Below are 14,855 nucleotides of genomic sequence, written 5' to 3'. Positions count from 1 at the left end.
AAGGTCACGGCGCCGTAACAACTGCTCCCGGGGAAGTACGTCATTAGCTGATGATTCGGGCATTTCACTCGGAGGCCCGCTGGTGCGACCGGGCCCGCCGCACTATGAATAAGGCATGCCTAACTAAGGCAAGCCTTGCTTAATAGCAGGTAAGAGGCTCGGAAGGGCACACCACATGCTCCCCACGTTTGTCATCGGACTCCGCGAGGGTCTGGAGGCCGCGCTCATCGTGGGCATCATCGCCTCCTTCCTGGCCCAGCAGGGCCGCCGGGACGCGCTGCGCAAGGTGTGGATCGGCGTCGGCATCGCCGTGGCGATCTGCGTGGTCGTGGCCGTCGCCCTGCAGGTCATCTCCAGCGACCTGCCGCAGCGGCAGCAGGAGCAGTTGGAGACCGTGATCGGCGTGATCGCGGTGCTGATGGTCAGTTACATGGTGCTGTGGATGCGGCGGCACGCCCGCGACCTGCGCGGCGACCTGGAGAGCGCGGCCGGAAAGGCGCTGGCCGACGGATCCGCCTCCGCCCTGGTGCTGATGGCCTTCCTCGCCGTGCTCCGGGAGGGCTTCGAGACCTCCGTCTTCCTGCTCGCCACCTTCAACGAGAGCAGCAACCCCTGGTACGGCGGCACCGGCGCCGCCCTCGGCATCCTGCTGGCCGTCGGCATCGGCTACGGGATCTACCGCGGCGGCGTCAAGCTGAACCTCTCCCGCTTCTTCCGGATCACCGGCGTGGTGCTGGTGCTGGTCGCGGCCGGACTGGTCGCCACCGCCGTGATGACCGCCTTCGAGGGCGGCTGGATCAACCAGGGCGCCCAGGCCTTCGACCTCTCCTGGCTGGTCCGGCCGGGCACCCCGGTCGCCTCGGTGCTGACCGGTGTGCTCGGTATCCAGCCCTACCCCACCTGGCCGATGGTCACCGGCTGGCTGGTCTATGCCGTCCCGATGGCGGCCGTGGTGCTGTGGCCGGCCAGGAAGCGCGCCAGGCCCACCCCGGCCCCCGCCACCGCCTGAGCCGGCCCCGCCCGTCCGGCTCCACTCTCCCCGTCGTGCCCCGTCTCCCCATCGTGCCCCGCAGCAGCGCGGCGTCCCCCCACAAGGAGCAACACCCGTGAATCCCCTGCCGAACCGCCGCCTGACCGCCGTGGCCCTGGCGGTGACCGTGTCCGCAACCGGCCTGCTGCTCACCGCCTGCGGCAGCAGCGGCACCGCGAAGACGAGCACGCCGTCCGCAGGGACTTCCGCCGGTGCCTCCCAGGCCGCCGCCGCCGGGCCCGCCGCCGTGGCCATCACCATCACCGACCAGGGCTGCGCCCCCTCCCCCGCCAAGATCCCGGCCGGCCCGGTCAAGTTCACCGTCACCAACAAGAACTCAGGCAAGGTCACCGAGGCCGAACTGCAGGACCACGGCAAGATGCTGGGCGAGAAGGAGAACCTCACCCCCGGTCTGTCCGGCGACTTCTCGCTCACCCTGACCGCGGGCACCTACCAGGTGTACTGCCCCGGCGCGGCCACCAGCAGCACCGACCTGGCGGTCTCCGGCAGCACCGCGCACAGTTGGAAGGACGACCCCGAGCTGGTCGCCGCGACCACCCAGTACGCCACCTGGATCGACGGCGAGGTGGCCCAACTGGTGCCCACCACCAAGGCGTTCACCAATGCGGTGCGCAGCGGCGACATCGCCGAGGCGAAGCTGCTCTACGGCGCGGCCCGGGTGCACTACGAGGCCGTCGAGCCCACCGCGGAGATCTGGGGCGACCTGGACGGCCGCATCGACGGCCGCGCGGACGACGCCGCCACCCCCGCCGACTTCACCGGCTTCCACCGGCTGGAGCAGGCGCTCTGGACCACCGACTCGCTCAAGGGGATGACCCCCGTCGCCAACCAGCTGGACACCGACGTGGCCAGCCTCTACGCCCAGGTGCAGACGGTCGCCTACCAGCCGGCCGAGATCGCCAACGGTGCCACCGACCTGGTCAACGAGATCCAGACCTCCAAGGTCACCGGTGAGGAGGAGCGCTACTCCCACATCGACCTGCTGGACTTCAAGGGCAACCTCGAGGGTGCCAACGAGGCCGTGAAGGTGCTGCTGCCGACGCTGCAGAAGAAGGACCCGCAGCTGGTGGCGACCATCGCCGAGCGCTACACCGCGACCGCGACCCTGCTCGCCAAGTACGCCGCCACCCCCGGCTACGAGAACAGCGGCTACGTCGACTACCGCACCGTCACCACCGACCAGCGCCGGGCCCTCTCGGCCGCTGTCGACGCCTACGCCGAGGCGGTCTCCAAGGTCGCCGGACAGGTCGCCTGACCATGACCTCCGAGTCCTCCGAGTCCTCCGAATCTCCTGGCTCCTCCCCTTCCTCGACCGGCGGCGGCCTCAACCGGCGCCGGGTCCTGGGCGGCATCGGCGTGGGTCTCGGCGTCGGCGCCGCAGCCGCGGCCGGCTCGCTGCTGACCCACGACAGCGACAGCAGCGGGCACGCCGCACCGGCCGCGGCCGACGCCGCCGAGGCCAGCCAGATCGTCGACTTCCGCGGGACGCACCAGGCGGGTATCGCCACCCCCGCGCAGGACCGGCTCTGCTTCGCCGCGTTCGACGTCACCACCACCGACCGCACCCAGCTCGAGGCGATGCTCGGCACCTGGACGTTCGCGGCCGAGGCGATGACCAAGGGCCGGACCGTGCCCGGCGACGCCGGGGACCTGGAGTCGCCGCCCAATGACACCGGCGAGGCGGAGGGGCTCAAGCCCGGCAACCTCACCATCACCATCGGCTACGGCGCCTCGCTCTTCGACAGCCGCTTCGGCCTGGCCGCGCGGCGTCCGACCCTGCTCAAGCCGCTGCCGCAGCTGCCCAAGGAGGATCTGGACCCGGGCAGCTCGGACGGCGACATCTGCGTCCAGGCCTGCGCCGACGACCCGCAGGTGGCCTTCCACGCCATCCGCAATCTGCGTCGCCTCGGCACCGGGGTGGTCACCCCGCGCTGGATGGAGCTCGGCTTCGGACGCACCGCGTCCACCTCCCCCGCGCAGGCGACCCCGCGCAATCTGATGGGCTTCAAGGACGGCACCCGCAATATCGACGCGCGGGACGCCGCGGTGATGGGCCAGCATGTCTGGATCGGCACCGAGGAGCCCCAGCACTGGGTGCGCGGGGGCTCGTACCTGGTCAGCCGTAAGATACGGATGCTGCTGGAGCAGTGGGACCGCGACAATCTGAACGACCAGCAGAACGTCTTCGGCCGTACCAAGGCCACGGGCGCTCCGCTGACCGGGACCAAGGAGTTCGACACTCCGAACTTCTCGGCCAAGGACGCCTCGGGCGAGACCGTCATCCCGATGGACTCCCATGTGCGGCTCGCCGCCCCGGAGAACAACCAGGGCCTGCGGATCCTGCGCCGCGGCTACTCCTACACCGACGGGATCGACCCGGTCACCGCCCAACTGGTCGGCGGTCTGTTCTTCCTCGCCTATATGAAGAGCCCGGACCAGTTCGTCACCCTGCAGCGGATCCTCGGCCGGCACGACGCGCTCAACGAGTACATCAAGCATGTCTCGGGCGGACTGTTCGTCACCCCGCCCGGACTGCCGGCCGACAAGGACTGGGGCTCTCAGCTCTTCGGCTGAGCGGGACCGGAAACCGCCCGCAGCCAGCCCCGCACCCGCTCGGCGGCTGCCTCGGCCGACTCGGCGCTGACATCCAGCGCCAGGCCGAGGTAGCCGTCCGGCCGGACCAGCAGCAGCACGTCCGCGTCGGCCGGGACCCCGTAGCTGCGGCGCAGCGCCGCCCCCGCGCCGACCACCACCCGCACCCGTTCGGGCGACCCCTCGGCCGCGGACCCCTCGGCCACGGCGACCGCCGCCCGCTCGGCGCCGGCCCCCAGCGCCAGCAGGGTCAGGTGCGTCCCCCTGAGCAGGTCGAACAGGCGCGTACCGTCGTCCAGCGACGCATCCGGCGCGCGATCCCCGGCCAGCACCGCGTCCGGGCCCGGGTCGGCCCGTTCCTCGAAGCTCAGCGGCCCCTCCCGGTAGCCGAGGTTGAGCTGGTGCAGCTGCGGATCGTCCCGGCGGTGCGCGTCCGCCGCCCCCGCGACGCCCTTGTCGTGCAGCCGGGTGCTGATCCCGAGCACATCGGCGGCCACCGGCAGCCGTTCCTGCTGGTAACTGTCGAGCAGCGCGGCCGGCGCTGCGCCCTGCACCACCGCCGCCAGCTTCCAGCCCAGGTTGTAGGCGTCCTGGACGCTGGTATTGAGGCCCTGGCCACCGGCCGGGGAGTGCACATGCGCCGCGTCGCCGGCCAGGAAGACCCGCCCCTCCCGGAAGCGCTCCGCCATCCGGATGTTCGCCCGGAACACCGAGGTCCAGGCCAGCCCGGTCACCGCCACCCTCCCCGGGCCGGCCGCGGCGTCCAGGACCTGCTGCAGCCGTGGCAGATCCAGCTCAGGGACCTCGGCCCCGGCCGCCACCGGCAGCACCAGCTGGAAGGTGTCTGTCCCGGCCAGCGGGCAGAGCGCCAGCGGGAAGGCGTTGCCCTCGGCGTCCTCGGTCTGCCAGATGTGCCAGTGGTCGCGGTCGATGCCCTCGGCCCTGATGTCCGCCAGCAGCATCCGCTCCTGCTCCCTGGTCTCGCCCGCGAAGCCGATGCCGACCAGCCGGCGCACGGTGCTGCGGCCCCCGTCCGTGCCGACCAGGTAGTCGGCCCCGGCCCACTCCCGGCCGCCCTCGACGCCGGGGCCGGCCAGCAGGGCCTTCACCCCGTCGGCGTGCTGCTCCAGGGCCAGCAGCCCGGTGCCCAGTTCCACCTCGCCGCCCAGCTGGGACAGCCGCTCCCGCAGGATCTCGCCGGTGCGCCACTGCGGCAGCATCCAGGCGTTGGGGTACGGGACCTCGGCCGAGGGCTCGCGCGGCTCGTCGATCCGCCCCTCCCACACCACCTCGTTGCCCCGGTAGGCGCGCATCGGCGGATAGGGGCCGCCGAGGGCGCGCACCCGGTCCAGCACCCCGAGATCCTCGAACACCTCCTGGGTGCGCGGTTGCAGCCCCTTGCCCCTGGACCCGGCGAAATGCCGCTCGTCCCGCTCCACCAGCCGGTACGCGACCCCTCGCCGGGCCAGCTCACAGGCCAGCACCAGACCGGCGGGCCCGGCCCCCACGATCAGCACCCCGGTGTTCCGCATGACACCCTCCCTCGTGGATGAATCATCATTCACTGAATCTGGATTCAGCCTAGCTGCTGCTAACGTCCACCGCAAGCGAACGAGGCCATCCGCACCGGAGGAGTCCCAGCGGCATGACGGGCACACGCGCGGCACGGGCCGCCGAGACCGAGTCGGCGCTCAAGGAGGCCGCCAAGCGGGTCTTCGCCAGGACCGGGTACCTGCGGGCGAAGATCACCGACATCACCTCCGAGGCGGACCGCGCCGCGGGCTCCTTCTACAGCCACTTCGACGGCAAGGAGTCCCTGCTGGAGTCGCTGCTGGCGGACATGCTGGACCAGGGCGACGAACGGGCGGCCGGCCCCGACCACAGCCCGGACTTCTCCGACCCCGCGGCCGTGCGCTGGCACGTCGACGCCTACTGGCAGTTCGTCCGGGCCAACCGGCCGGTGATCATCGCCCTGCACCAGGCGGCCATGGTCGACGAGCACTTCGCCCGGCGGCTGCGCGAGATCCTCGCCCCCAACCTGCACGACGTCGCCGAGCACCTGGAGCACGTCCGCGCGGCCGGCGGCGAGCTGCCCGGCGACCCGCTGGTGGTAGCCTCGGCGCTGATCTCGCTGATCTCCCAGTTCGCCTACAACTGGCTGGTCGAGGGCGGCGAGGAGCTGGGCCGCGAGCTCAGCGACCAGGAGGCGGTGGACACCCTCACCGGCCTGATCGTCCGCGGTATCAGCGGCGGCGGCAGCGGTCCCGGCGGGACGCCGATCAGTGTGGCCGACGGGTGACTGTGCCCCAGATCACTCATTTGCCGCGAGTGAAGCTGTAACGAATTCCAGATTTCGCCGATAATCCACTGGGCGATGCCGTAGCGCCGAGCGCGCGGCAGACCCCCGGATGCGTGTCCTGCGCAGCCTCAAGCAGGTCTTTCGAGAGGGAGGCACAGCACCGATGGTGGCTGCCGCCAAGACATCCGAGCGGGCCCGGAAAAGCGTCGTGATAGACGACGGGGACGTTTCCGCCGACATCACTAAAACTCCCGACACCGTCGTGAAGGCCGGCACCGACGAGAACCCGCAGGGGTCGTACACCGTCTCGGACGAGGACGAGGACGACGCCCCCGCGCAACTGGTCATGGTGGCGGGCGCGACCTCCGACCCGGTCAAGGACTACCTCAAGCAGATCGGCAAGGTCCCGCTCCTCAACGCCGAGCAGGAGGTCGTCCTCGCCAAGCGGATCGAGGCCGGGCTGCTCGCGCTGGCGATGATCGAGGGCGACGACGAGCTCAAGCCCACGCTGCGCCGTGAGCTGCAGATCATCGCCGAGGACGGGCACCGCGCCAAGAACCACCTGCTGGAGGCCAACCTCCGCCTGGTGGTCTCCATCGCCAAGCGCTACACCGGCCGCGGCATGCTGTTCCTGGACCTGATCCAGGAGGGCAACGTCGGCCTGATCCGCGCGGTCGAGAAGTTCGACTACACCAAGGGCTTCAAGTTCTCCACCTACGCCACCTGGTGGATCCGGCAGGCGATCACCCGCGCCATGGCCGACCAGGCCCGCACCATCCGCATCCCGGTGCACATGGTCGAGGTCATCAACAAGCTCGCCCGGGTGCAGCGCCAGCTGCTGCAGAGCCTGGGCCGGGAGGCGACGCCCGAGGAGCTGGCCAAGGAACTCGACATGACCCCGGAGAAGGTGGTCGAGGTCCAGAAGTACGGCCGCGAGCCCATCTCCCTGCACACCCCCCTGGGCGAGGAGGGCGACAGCGAGTTCGGCGACCTGATCGAGGACTCCGAGGCGGTCGTCCCGGCCGACGCGGTCAGCTTCACCATGCTCCAGGAGCAGTTGCACGGGGTGCTCGACACCCTGGCCGAGCGTGAGGCCGGTGTGGTCTCGATGCGCTTCGGCCTGACCGACGGCCAGCCCAAGACCCTGGACGAGATCGGCAAGGTCTACGGCGTGACCCGCGAGCGGATCCGCCAGATCGAGTCCAAGACCATGTCCAAGCTGCGCCACCCGTCCCGCTCCCAGGTCCTGCGCGACTACCTGGACTAGGACGCACGGCATAGGGCCACCGGCCGGGCCGGCACCACCGGGTGTCAGTTCGGCCGGGCCAGCCCCAGGTCGTAGGCGAGGATCACGGCCTGCACCCGGTCCCGCGCGCCGATCTTCGCCAGCACCCGGCCGACGTGGGTCTTCACCGTGGACTCCGACAGCACCAGCCGCTCGGCGATCTCGCCGTTGGTCCAGCCGCGGCCGATGGCGACCAGGATCTCGTGCTCGCGCTCGGTCAGCGCACGCAGCCGGGGGTCCTCGGCGCCGCCCGCCCCCTCCCCCGGCCGGTGCCCGGGCAGCCGGTGCGCATAGGTGTCGAGCAGCCGACGGGTCAGCGCCGGGGCGATCACCGCGTCCCCCGAGGCCACCGCCCTGATCCCGGCGAGCAGCTCCTCCGGCTGCGCGTCCTTGAGCAGGAACCCGCTGGCCCCGGCCCGCAGCGCGGCGTGGGCGTACTCGTCCAGGTCGAAGGTGGTCAGCACCAGGACCCGGGACCGGCCGCCGTTGGCGACGATCCGGCGGGTGGCCTCGATACCGTCCATGCCCGGCATGCGTACGTCCATCAGCGCCACGTCCGGGCGCAGCGCGGCGACCTGGCGGACCGCGTCGGTGCCGTGGCCGGCCTCGCCGACCACCTCGAAGCCCGGGGTGCTCTCCAGCAGCATCCGGAAGCCGAGCCGCTGCAGCGGCTGGTCGTCCACGATCAGCACGGTGGTCATCCGGCGCCCCCGGTTCCGTCGAGTCCTTCCAGGACCGCCTCCACCGCCCAGCCGCCGCCCGGGCGGGGCCCGGCCGTCAGCGTCCCGCCGTAGAGCGCGGCCCGCTCCCGCATCCCGGCGATCCCGCGCCCGTCCGGCGACGGCGCCGTCGGCGCGGCGGGGCCCTGGGCCGCGGGCCCGGTGTCCTCCACCCGCACCCGGGTCTCGGTGCCCTCGGCGACGACGGTGAGCCGGGCCCTGGTATCGGGCCCGGCGTGCTTCAAGGTGTTGGTCAGCGACTCCTGGACGATCCGGTAGACCGTCAGCTGCACGCCCCGGTCCAGCCGGTCCGGGTTGCCGAGGGTCCGGTAGACCACCTCGGGGCCGGCCGAGCGGACCCGTGCGCACAGCGCGTCCAGGTCGGCCACCCCCGGCTGCGGGCTCAGCTGCGGATCCTCGGCCTGCTCCGGCTCCGCCCCGCCCTCCGGCCTGGTCGACAGCACTCCCAGCATCCGCCGCAGCTCGTCCAGCGCCTGCCGTCCGGTCGCCCCGATGTGGGTCAGCGCCTCCCTGCTGCGCTCCGGCGCCACCTCCGCGGCGTAGGCGCCGCCGTCGGCGAGGCCGATGATCACCGACAGGTTGTGGCCGATGATGTCGTGCATCTCCCGGGCCACCCTGGCCCGCTCGGCGGCGGCGGCCAGCCGGCTGCGCTGGTCCCGCTCGACCTCCAGCCTGGCGGCCCGGTCCCGCAGCGCGTCCAGGTAGGCCCGGCCGATCCGTACCGCCAGGCCCAGCGCAGCGGCGGCGGTGGCCGCGCTGTACAGGAAGAACAGCGCGACCAGCCAGGACACCACCGCCGACACCCGCAGCGCCGGGAGCAGCAGCACCGCTGCCATCGCCCCGCAGGCCCAGGGCAGCCGCGCCACCCGGCCCAGCCTGGCGACGCTGTAGAAGGCGATGAACACCGCGATGTCGCTGTGCAGCCACACATTCAGCGACCACTGCAGCACAAACACCGCCGCCACCGCCGCGAGCACCGCCTCCGGGGCGCGCCGCCGCCAGAACAGCGGCAGGGTCAGCGCCAGCTGCAGCGCCACCACGGCCGGCAGCGGCATCACGCCGAACAGGACGCCCTCCCGCCGGTGGCCGTCGTGCAGCAGGTCGGGGAGAGCGAACAGCAGCAGCACCAGCAGCACCACGGCGGTGTCGAACACCCAGGGCCGGTTCCGGTCGAACTGCTGCAGCCGTCGCCCCGCGCGTGCCAGCCGGGTGACCTGGGGGTGCCCCCAGAGCGGGTCCTCGGTCGTCGTCACGCGCGCCACCTCTGTTTCGCTGCCTGCTCCCGAGTCTCTCAGGCGTCCGTGCGCATCAGCCGGTAGGCGGCGCCCGCCAGGGCCAGCACGGTCCAGCCGAGCAGCACCAGCAGGCCGGTTCCCGGGCTGAGCGTGCCCGCGGCGTGGTGCACGGCGAACATCGATCCGCCCGCGTTGCTCGGCAGGACCTGGGTGACGTCGTCCCGCCAGGAGCTGGGCAGCAGGTCGGCCAGCCCGGGGATCAGCATCAGCGAGGCCACCAGCACCGAGATGCCGCCGGCGACCGAGCGCAGCAGCGCGCCGAGCGACACCGCGATGACGCCGACCAGGGCCAGGTACAGCGCCGCGCCGAACAGGGCCCGGACCACGCCCGGGTCGGACAGGCTGACCGCGGCGGGGGTACCGGAGACGATGCCGTGGCCGAACACGAAGGCCGCGAAGACGCCGACCAGGGCGACCACGAAGGCGACCACGCCGTACACCGCGGCCTTGGACCAGAGCACCGGCAGCCGCTTGGGCACGGCGGCCAGGGTGGAGCGGATCATGCCGGTCGAGTACTCGCCCGCGGTGACCAGGACGCCGAGGACGCCCAGCGCCAGCTGGCCGAAGTTGACGCCGAACAGCGAGAGGTCGGCCGCGGTGGCAGTCTTCAGGTCCGGGTCCAGGTGGCCGCCGCCGTCCAGCGCCGACTTGTAGTGGGCCAGACTGATCAGGCCGAAGGCGATGACGAACACCAGGGCGAGACCCAGCGTGATCCAGGTCGACCGCAGCGACCAGAGCTTGGCCCACTCGGAGCGCAGCACCCGCGCCCCGGTGACCTTGTAGGCCGGACGCTCACGGCCGCCCGCGACGCCGGCCGGCGCCTCCTGCTCGATGACCGTGCTCATGCCGCGCTCCCCTGCTTCTCGTCGACCGTGGTGGTGCCGTGGTACTCGACCTCGTCCCGGGTCAGCTCCATGAACGCCTGCTCAAGCGACACCGTGCGCGGCGTCAGCTCGTACAGGGTGATGCCGTGCTCGGCCGCCCGGATCCCGATGTCACGGGCTTCCAGGCCGGTGACCAGCAGTTCCTCGGAGCCGGCCCGTCCGCTGACCTCCACCCCGGACCCGGCCAGCAGCTCGCGCAGCCGGGCCGGGTCGGCCGTGGCGACCTTGACGGTGTCGCCGCCGGCGTCCCGGACCAGGGCCTCGACCGTGGTGTCGGCGAGCAGCCGGCCCCGGCCGACCACGATCAGATGGTCCGCGACCAGCGCCATCTCGCTCATCAGGTGCGAGGAGACGAAGACCGTGCGGCCCTCCTCGGCCAGCCCGGTGAGCAGGTTGCGGATCCACAGCACGCCCTCGGGGTCGAGCCCGTTCACCGGCTCGTCCAGCATCACCGTGGCCGGGTCGCCGAGCAGCGCCGCGGCGATGCCCAGCCGCTGGCCCATGCCCAGCGAGAACGCGCCCGCGCGCTTCTTGGCGACCTTCTCGAGGCCGGTCATCCCGATCACCTCGTCGACCCGGCGGCGCGGGATGCCGTGGGTGTACGCCTGGGCCATCAGGTGGTCGAAGGCGGAGCGGCCGGGGTGGATCGACTTGGCCTCCAGCAGCGCCCCGACCTCCTGCAGCGGCGCGCTGTGCTGGGCGTAGCGGCGGCCGTTGACCGCGACCGACCCCGCGGTCGGCGCGTCCAGCCCGACGATCATGCGCATGGTGGTGGACTTCCCGGCGCCGTTGGGGCCGAGGAAGCCGGTCACGGTGCCGGGCCTGACCGTGAAGTCCAACCGGTCCACCGCCGTCTTCTCCCCGTACCGCTTGGTCAGCTGGTGCGCCTCGATCATCGCGTCTCCCCTTGCCCTGCCGCCGGACGGTGTCGTCCTGCGGTCGGTCCCACGCTAGGAGCGGGCCCGGCGCGGACCGTGGTACCCAGGACGGATCATGGGGACCGCCGTGGTACCCCGGTACTACGGCGGAGGTCCACGACGGGCGGCTGCCACGCGTACTAGGGTCGGGGCATGACTTCCGACGAGGGGCCCGTCCGGGTCGACGCGTGGATCTGGTCGGTGCGGCTCACCAAGACCCGCTCGCTGGCGGCGGCGGCCTGCAAGGCCGGACACGTCCGGGTGAACGGCGACAAGGTCAAGCCCGCCCAGGTGCTGCGCACCGGCGACGAGGTCAGGGTCCGCGAGAGCGGCGGTTACGAGCGGGTCGTGGTGGTCTCCCGGCTGGTCCGCAAGCGGCTCGGGCCGCCGGCCGCGGTGGAGTGCTACGTCGACAACAGCCCCCCGCGCCCGCCCCGCGAGGAGATCCTGCTGGTCGCCATCAGGGACCGGGGCACCGGCCGGCCGACCAAGCGCGACCGCCGCGACCTGGAACGCCTGCACGGCGGACGCTAGGAACGCCCGGCGAACTCGGTCCGGTCCGGGTACAGCGCCATCCGCTCCGGCGCGCCCTGCGCCCAGTCCCAGCCGCCGCCCGTGCCGTGGTAGCGGGGGCAGGCCAGTGACCAGGCCAGATTGCCGCTGAGCATCAGCGACCAGGCGTCCAGGTAGGCCCGCAGCCCGGCCGGGTCGCCGCCGGGCCTGCCCTGCGCCGCCGCGAGCAGCCGGGCGGCCTCGCTGAAGAACGCGTCCTCCGCCGCCGCGAGCCGCTCGCAGAGCAGGTCCACCGCCTGCTGCAGCTCAAGGCCCCGGGTGCGGCGCAGCACGCTGATCGCGTTCATCGGCTCGTCGGCGGCGTACTCCTTGCGGTAGGAGAGCAGGTCGTTGACCAGGATGGTGTGCTCGAAGCAGGCGTCCAGCAGCGCGGCGGCCGACTCCTGCTCCGGGCCGGCCCCCAAGTCGAGGTCCAGCGCCAGACCGTGCTCGATGGCCACCCCGACCAGGTCGAACGCCGCGTCGGCGCGGCGCACCGCGAGATAGCCCGGGTAGTCGCGGACCGGGGCGGCGGACTTCACCGCCGCGGTGGCGATCACCTCGGAGAAGCCCGCCACGAAGCGGGCCCAGAGCCGGTCCGGGACCCCCTGGCGGACCCGGGCCAGCGTCTGGCCCAGCAGCCGCAGGTGTGCTGACCCGCCGTCAGCGGGGGCTCCGGCCAGCACCGCCAGATAGCGGTCCGCCTGCGAGGCCTCGTCCGAGTCACCGTCCGTCGCGTCGTCCAGCAGGAACAGCACCGAGGCCGCCAGACAGATCCCGAGCAGCCGTTCGGCGTCCGCGCCGGGCAGCACCCGGCACATCAGGCTGACGCCCTCGCACTGGCCGAACAGCCGCCGCTCCTGCTCCGGCCCCAGTCCGGCCGTGCGCTCCCGGAACCAGGCGTCGTGCCGCTGCCGCAGCCGCTCCCGGTCGGGGTGGTCGCCGGGCGCGGGCAGCCGCCCGTACGGCAGCGCGAGGGTCAGCACCAGCCCGTCCTGCGGCAGCGGGGGCCGGGGGTCCACCGCCGTTGGGATCGACACCATGTCTGCACTCCCTCGCTCCGTTCGACTGCCACCGGGCTCAACGAGACCGGCGGCCCGAGGATGCGGCCGTCGCGCTCAATTCTCCGAACTCACGGCCGAATCCGGTTTGCCGGGCGGTGTACGGGTAGACGAAAGGTGCGGGCGGCCTGGGAGGCACCTCTCCCCCCTGGAACTCCTGAGTGCCGACGCAAGGAAGGGCCCCGGTATCCCCCCACCGCGGGCCCTTCCCACATTCCGTCAGCTTCCGGGGCGTCAGAGAATGGCGCCCGGCGCGTACTTGGCCGCCTCCGGGTGGGCCGCGGCCACGGCCTCGACCCGGCGGACGACCTCGGCCACCTGGCTCGCCGCCGCGCCGGTGAAGGACAGCTTGTCGGCCAGCAGCGCGTCCAGCTCGGCCCGGTCCATCGGGATCCGGTCGTCCTCGGCCAGCCGCTGGACCAGCTGGTTCTCACGGACGCCGGCCCGCATCGCCAGGGCCGAGGCCACCGCGTGCTCCTTGATCGCCTCATGCGCGGTCTCCCGGCCCACCCCGGCCCGCACCGCGCCCATCAGCACCTTGGTGGTGCCCAGGAACGGCAGGTAGCGGTCCAGCTCGGCGGCGATCACGGCCGGGAAGGCGCCGAACTCGTCCAGCACCGTCAGGAAGGTCTCGACCAGGCCGTCGAAGGCGAAGAAGGCGTCCGGCAGCGCGACCCGGCGGACCACGGAGCAGGACACGTCGCCCTCGTTCCACTGGTCGCCGCCCAGCTCGGACACCATCGAGGCGTAGCCGCGCAGCACCACCGCGAGGCCGTTGACCCGCTCGCAGGACCGGGTGTTCATCTTGTGCGGCATCGCCGAGGAGCCGACCTGGCCCTCCTTGAAGCCCTCGGTGACCAGCTCGATCCCGGCCATCAGCCGGATCGTCTTGGCCAGGCTGCCGGGCCCGGCCGCGAGCTGCACCAGCGCGGAGAGCACGTCGTAGTCCAGCGAGCGCGGGTAGACCTGGCCGACGCTGGTGAAGCCCTGCTGGAAGCCGAGGTGGCCGGCCACCCGGCGCTCCAGGTCGGCCAGCTTGTCCTGGTCGCCGCCGAGCAGGTCGAGCATGTCCTGCGAGGTGCCGACCGGGCCCTTGATCCCGCGCAGCGGGTAGCGGGCGATCAGCTCCTCGAGCCGCTGGAAGGCGACCAGGATCTCGTCCGCCGCCGAGGCGAAGCGCTTGCCGAGGGTGGTCGCCTGGGCCGCGACATTGTGCGAACGGCCGGTCATGACCAGCTCGCTGTGCTCGGCCGCCAGCGCCGCGAGCCGGACCAGCACCGCCACGGTACGGTCCCTGACGTGCTCAAGGGACTGCCGGATCTGCAGCTGCTCGACGTTCTCGGTGAGGTCGCGCGAGGTCATGCCCTTGTGGATCTGCTCGTGCCCGGCCAGCGCACTGAACTCCTCGATGCGGGCCTTCACATCGTGCCGGGTGACCCGCTCGCGTTCGGCGATGGAGGCCAGGTTCACCTGCTCCAGCACCCGCTCGTAGTCGGCGACGGCGCCCTCGGGCACATCGATCCCCAGGTCGGCCTGTGCCTTGAGGACGGCCAGCCACAGCTGCCGCTCCAGGATCACCTTGTGCTCGGGGGACCACAGTCGGGTCAGCTCGCCCGAGGCGTATCGGGCGGCAAGGACATTCGGGATGTTCGGCTTCGCGCTCACGCTGCGCAAGCCTAACAGTCCAGGTCGGAGCTGCTGCGCCCAGCCCGTGACCGTCGGCCCGCCGACCGGCTCAGCCCTCGGCGAGCACCCGCACCAGCGGGGCCAGCTCCGGCAGCGACCCGGCCGCGGCCAGCGCGCGGCCCAGCGCAGCGTCATGGGTGGGACGGGCCTCCGCCAGCCGCAGCATCCCGGCCGGGGTGACCTCGGTGTAGATGCCGCGCCGGTCGGTGGCGCAGAGGTGCCGCGACAGCAGCCCGTCCGCCTCCAGCCGGGTGACCAGCCGGGTGGTGGCGCTCTGGCTCAGCACGACGGCCTCGGCCAGCTGCTGCATCCGCATGTGCCACTCGTCCTGCCGGGACAGCACGTCGAGCACCGAGTACTCGCTGACGCTCAGCCGGTGCCCGGCCTGCAGGGCGCGCTCGATCTCGCCCTCGATCCTGGCGTGCAGCGAGGCCAGCGCACGCCAGCCCTGGGCCCGGAGCTCGACGGCGGTCTCGGGGAGTGCGGTCATCCC

Annotated in this window: 14 protein-coding genes; 6 read left to right on the top strand and 8 right to left on the bottom strand. The window is 72.3% G+C overall.

Going from position 1 to position 14,855, the window contains the following annotated elements; translation table 11 throughout:
• Positions 1 to 175 precede the first annotated feature (175 nt).
• The 3 genes from efeU (at position 176) to efeB (ending at position 3,625) form a co-directional block, all read left to right on the top strand.
• The gene (gene efeU / locus ACEZDG_RS18920; RefSeq protein ID WP_380510761.1) at positions 176 to 1,009 is read left to right on the top strand and encodes an iron uptake transporter permease EfeU; all 834 of its coding nucleotides are present in this window, start codon (positions 176 to 178) and stop codon (positions 1,007 to 1,009) included.
• A 97-nt stretch (positions 1,010 to 1,106) separates the two neighbouring features.
• Complete coding sequence (efeO, locus tag ACEZDG_RS18915; RefSeq protein ID WP_380510759.1) at positions 1,107 to 2,306, top strand: iron uptake system protein EfeO; 1,200 nt, start codon at positions 1,107 to 1,109, stop codon at positions 2,304 to 2,306.
• Between the two features lie 2 nt (positions 2,307 to 2,308).
• Entirely contained in the window at positions 2,309 to 3,625 is a 1,317-nt protein-coding gene (gene efeB / locus ACEZDG_RS18910) for an iron uptake transporter deferrochelatase/peroxidase subunit (RefSeq protein WP_380510756.1), read from the top strand.
• On the opposite strand, the gene ACEZDG_RS18905 is transcribed toward efeB, so the two are convergent.
• The gene (locus ACEZDG_RS18905; protein ID WP_380510753.1) at positions 3,610 to 5,175 is read right to left on the bottom strand and encodes an FAD-dependent monooxygenase; all 1,566 of its coding nucleotides are present in this window, start codon (positions 5,173 to 5,175) and stop codon (positions 3,610 to 3,612) included. The two genes, efeB and ACEZDG_RS18905, sit on opposite strands and share 16 nt — an antisense overlap.
• Positions 5,176 to 5,288: 113 nt before the next feature.
• Between ACEZDG_RS18905 and ACEZDG_RS18900 the strand changes: the two genes are divergently transcribed.
• Both ACEZDG_RS18900 and ACEZDG_RS18895 read left to right on the top strand, forming a co-directional pair.
• Positions 5,289 to 5,942, top strand: a complete 654-nt coding sequence (locus ACEZDG_RS18900; protein ID WP_380510750.1) for a TetR/AcrR family transcriptional regulator — start codon at positions 5,289 to 5,291, stop codon at positions 5,940 to 5,942.
• Between the two features lie 109 nt (positions 5,943 to 6,051).
• Entirely contained in the window at positions 6,052 to 7,209 is a 1,158-nt protein-coding gene (locus ACEZDG_RS18895; protein ID WP_380510747.1) for an RNA polymerase sigma factor, read from the top strand.
• A 44-nt stretch (positions 7,210 to 7,253) separates the two neighbouring features.
• On the opposite strand, the gene ACEZDG_RS18890 is transcribed toward ACEZDG_RS18895, so the two are convergent.
• From ACEZDG_RS18890 to ACEZDG_RS18875, 4 genes are read right to left on the bottom strand one after another with little or no spacing between them, the layout of a single operon-like run.
• Complete coding sequence (locus ACEZDG_RS18890) at positions 7,254 to 7,928, bottom strand: response regulator (RefSeq protein ID WP_380510744.1); 675 nt, start codon at positions 7,926 to 7,928, stop codon at positions 7,254 to 7,256.
• Positions 7,925 to 9,220 (bottom strand): sensor histidine kinase, encoded by a 1,296-nt coding sequence (locus ACEZDG_RS18885; protein ID WP_380510741.1) that lies wholly within the window; start codon positions 9,218 to 9,220, stop codon positions 7,925 to 7,927. The genes ACEZDG_RS18890 and ACEZDG_RS18885 overlap by 4 nt, the downstream gene beginning before the upstream one ends.
• Before the next feature lie 38 nt (positions 9,221 to 9,258).
• A complete protein-coding gene (locus ACEZDG_RS18880; protein WP_380510739.1) occupies positions 9,259 to 10,107 on the bottom strand; it encodes an ABC transporter permease in 849 nt (282 codons plus the stop codon).
• Positions 10,104 to 11,042, bottom strand: a complete 939-nt coding sequence (locus ACEZDG_RS18875) for an ABC transporter ATP-binding protein (protein ID WP_380510736.1) — start codon at positions 11,040 to 11,042, stop codon at positions 10,104 to 10,106. Before ACEZDG_RS18875 ends, ACEZDG_RS18880 begins: the two co-directional genes overlap by 4 nt.
• 174 nt (positions 11,043 to 11,216) lie before the next feature.
• Between ACEZDG_RS18875 and ACEZDG_RS18870 the strand changes: the two genes are divergently transcribed.
• Positions 11,217 to 11,597 (top strand): RNA-binding S4 domain-containing protein, encoded by a 381-nt coding sequence (locus ACEZDG_RS18870; protein WP_380510733.1) that lies wholly within the window; start codon positions 11,217 to 11,219, stop codon positions 11,595 to 11,597.
• On the opposite strand, the gene ACEZDG_RS18865 is transcribed toward ACEZDG_RS18870, so the two are convergent.
• From ACEZDG_RS18865 to ACEZDG_RS18855, 3 genes are all read right to left on the bottom strand, one after another.
• A complete protein-coding gene (locus ACEZDG_RS18865) occupies positions 11,594 to 12,658 on the bottom strand; it encodes a terpene synthase family protein (RefSeq protein ID WP_380510730.1) in 1,065 nt (354 codons plus the stop codon). The two genes, ACEZDG_RS18870 and ACEZDG_RS18865, sit on opposite strands and share 4 nt — an antisense overlap.
• A gap of 252 nt (positions 12,659 to 12,910) precedes the next feature.
• Positions 12,911 to 14,350, bottom strand: a complete 1,440-nt coding sequence (purB, locus tag ACEZDG_RS18860; protein ID WP_380510727.1) for an adenylosuccinate lyase — start codon at positions 14,348 to 14,350, stop codon at positions 12,911 to 12,913.
• A gap of 61 nt (positions 14,351 to 14,411) precedes the next feature.
• Positions 14,412 to 14,852, bottom strand: coding sequence for a MarR family winged helix-turn-helix transcriptional regulator (locus tag ACEZDG_RS18855; protein WP_380510724.1), 441 nt, complete (start codon positions 14,850 to 14,852; stop codon positions 14,412 to 14,414).
• Positions 14,853 to 14,855: the final 3 nt, after the last annotated feature.

This window comes from Streptacidiphilus alkalitolerans (assembly GCF_042511045.1).
Lineage (GTDB): Bacteria > Actinomycetota > Actinomycetes > Streptomycetales > Streptomycetaceae > Streptacidiphilus > Streptacidiphilus alkalitolerans.
The sequence above is the reverse complement of the archived record's forward strand: the minus strand, read 5'-3'. Positions and strand labels throughout refer to the sequence as shown.

Excerpts from the sequence above, each read along its gene's own strand:
- efeU (WP_380510761.1), top strand. The coding sequence starts at position 176 with ATGCTCCCCACGTTTGTCATCGGACTCCGCGAGGGTCTGGAGGCCGCG.
- efeB (WP_380510756.1), top strand. The coding sequence starts at position 2,309 with ATGACCTCCGAGTCCTCCGAGTCCTCCGAATCTCCTGGCTCCTCCCCT.
- ACEZDG_RS18905 (WP_380510753.1), bottom strand. The coding sequence starts at position 5,175 with ATGCGGAACACCGGGGTGCTGATCGTGGGGGCCGGGCCCGCCGGTCTG.
- ACEZDG_RS18900 (WP_380510750.1), top strand. The coding sequence starts at position 5,289 with ATGACGGGCACACGCGCGGCACGGGCCGCCGAGACCGAGTCGGCGCTC.
- ACEZDG_RS18895 (WP_380510747.1), top strand. The coding sequence starts at position 6,052 with ATGCGTGTCCTGCGCAGCCTCAAGCAGGTCTTTCGAGAGGGAGGCACA.
- ACEZDG_RS18890 (WP_380510744.1), bottom strand. The coding sequence starts at position 7,928 with ATGACCACCGTGCTGATCGTGGACGACCAGCCGCTGCAGCGGCTCGGC.
- ACEZDG_RS18880 (WP_380510739.1), bottom strand. The coding sequence starts at position 10,107 with ATGAGCACGGTCATCGAGCAGGAGGCGCCGGCCGGCGTCGCGGGCGGC.
- ACEZDG_RS18875 (WP_380510736.1), bottom strand. The coding sequence starts at position 11,042 with ATGATCGAGGCGCACCAGCTGACCAAGCGGTACGGGGAGAAGACGGCG.
- ACEZDG_RS18870 (WP_380510733.1), top strand. The coding sequence starts at position 11,217 with ATGACTTCCGACGAGGGGCCCGTCCGGGTCGACGCGTGGATCTGGTCG.
- ACEZDG_RS18865 (WP_380510730.1), bottom strand. The coding sequence starts at position 12,658 with ATGGTGTCGATCCCAACGGCGGTGGACCCCCGGCCCCCGCTGCCGCAG.
- ACEZDG_RS18855 (WP_380510724.1), bottom strand. The coding sequence starts at position 14,852 with ATGACCGCACTCCCCGAGACCGCCGTCGAGCTCCGGGCCCAGGGCTGG.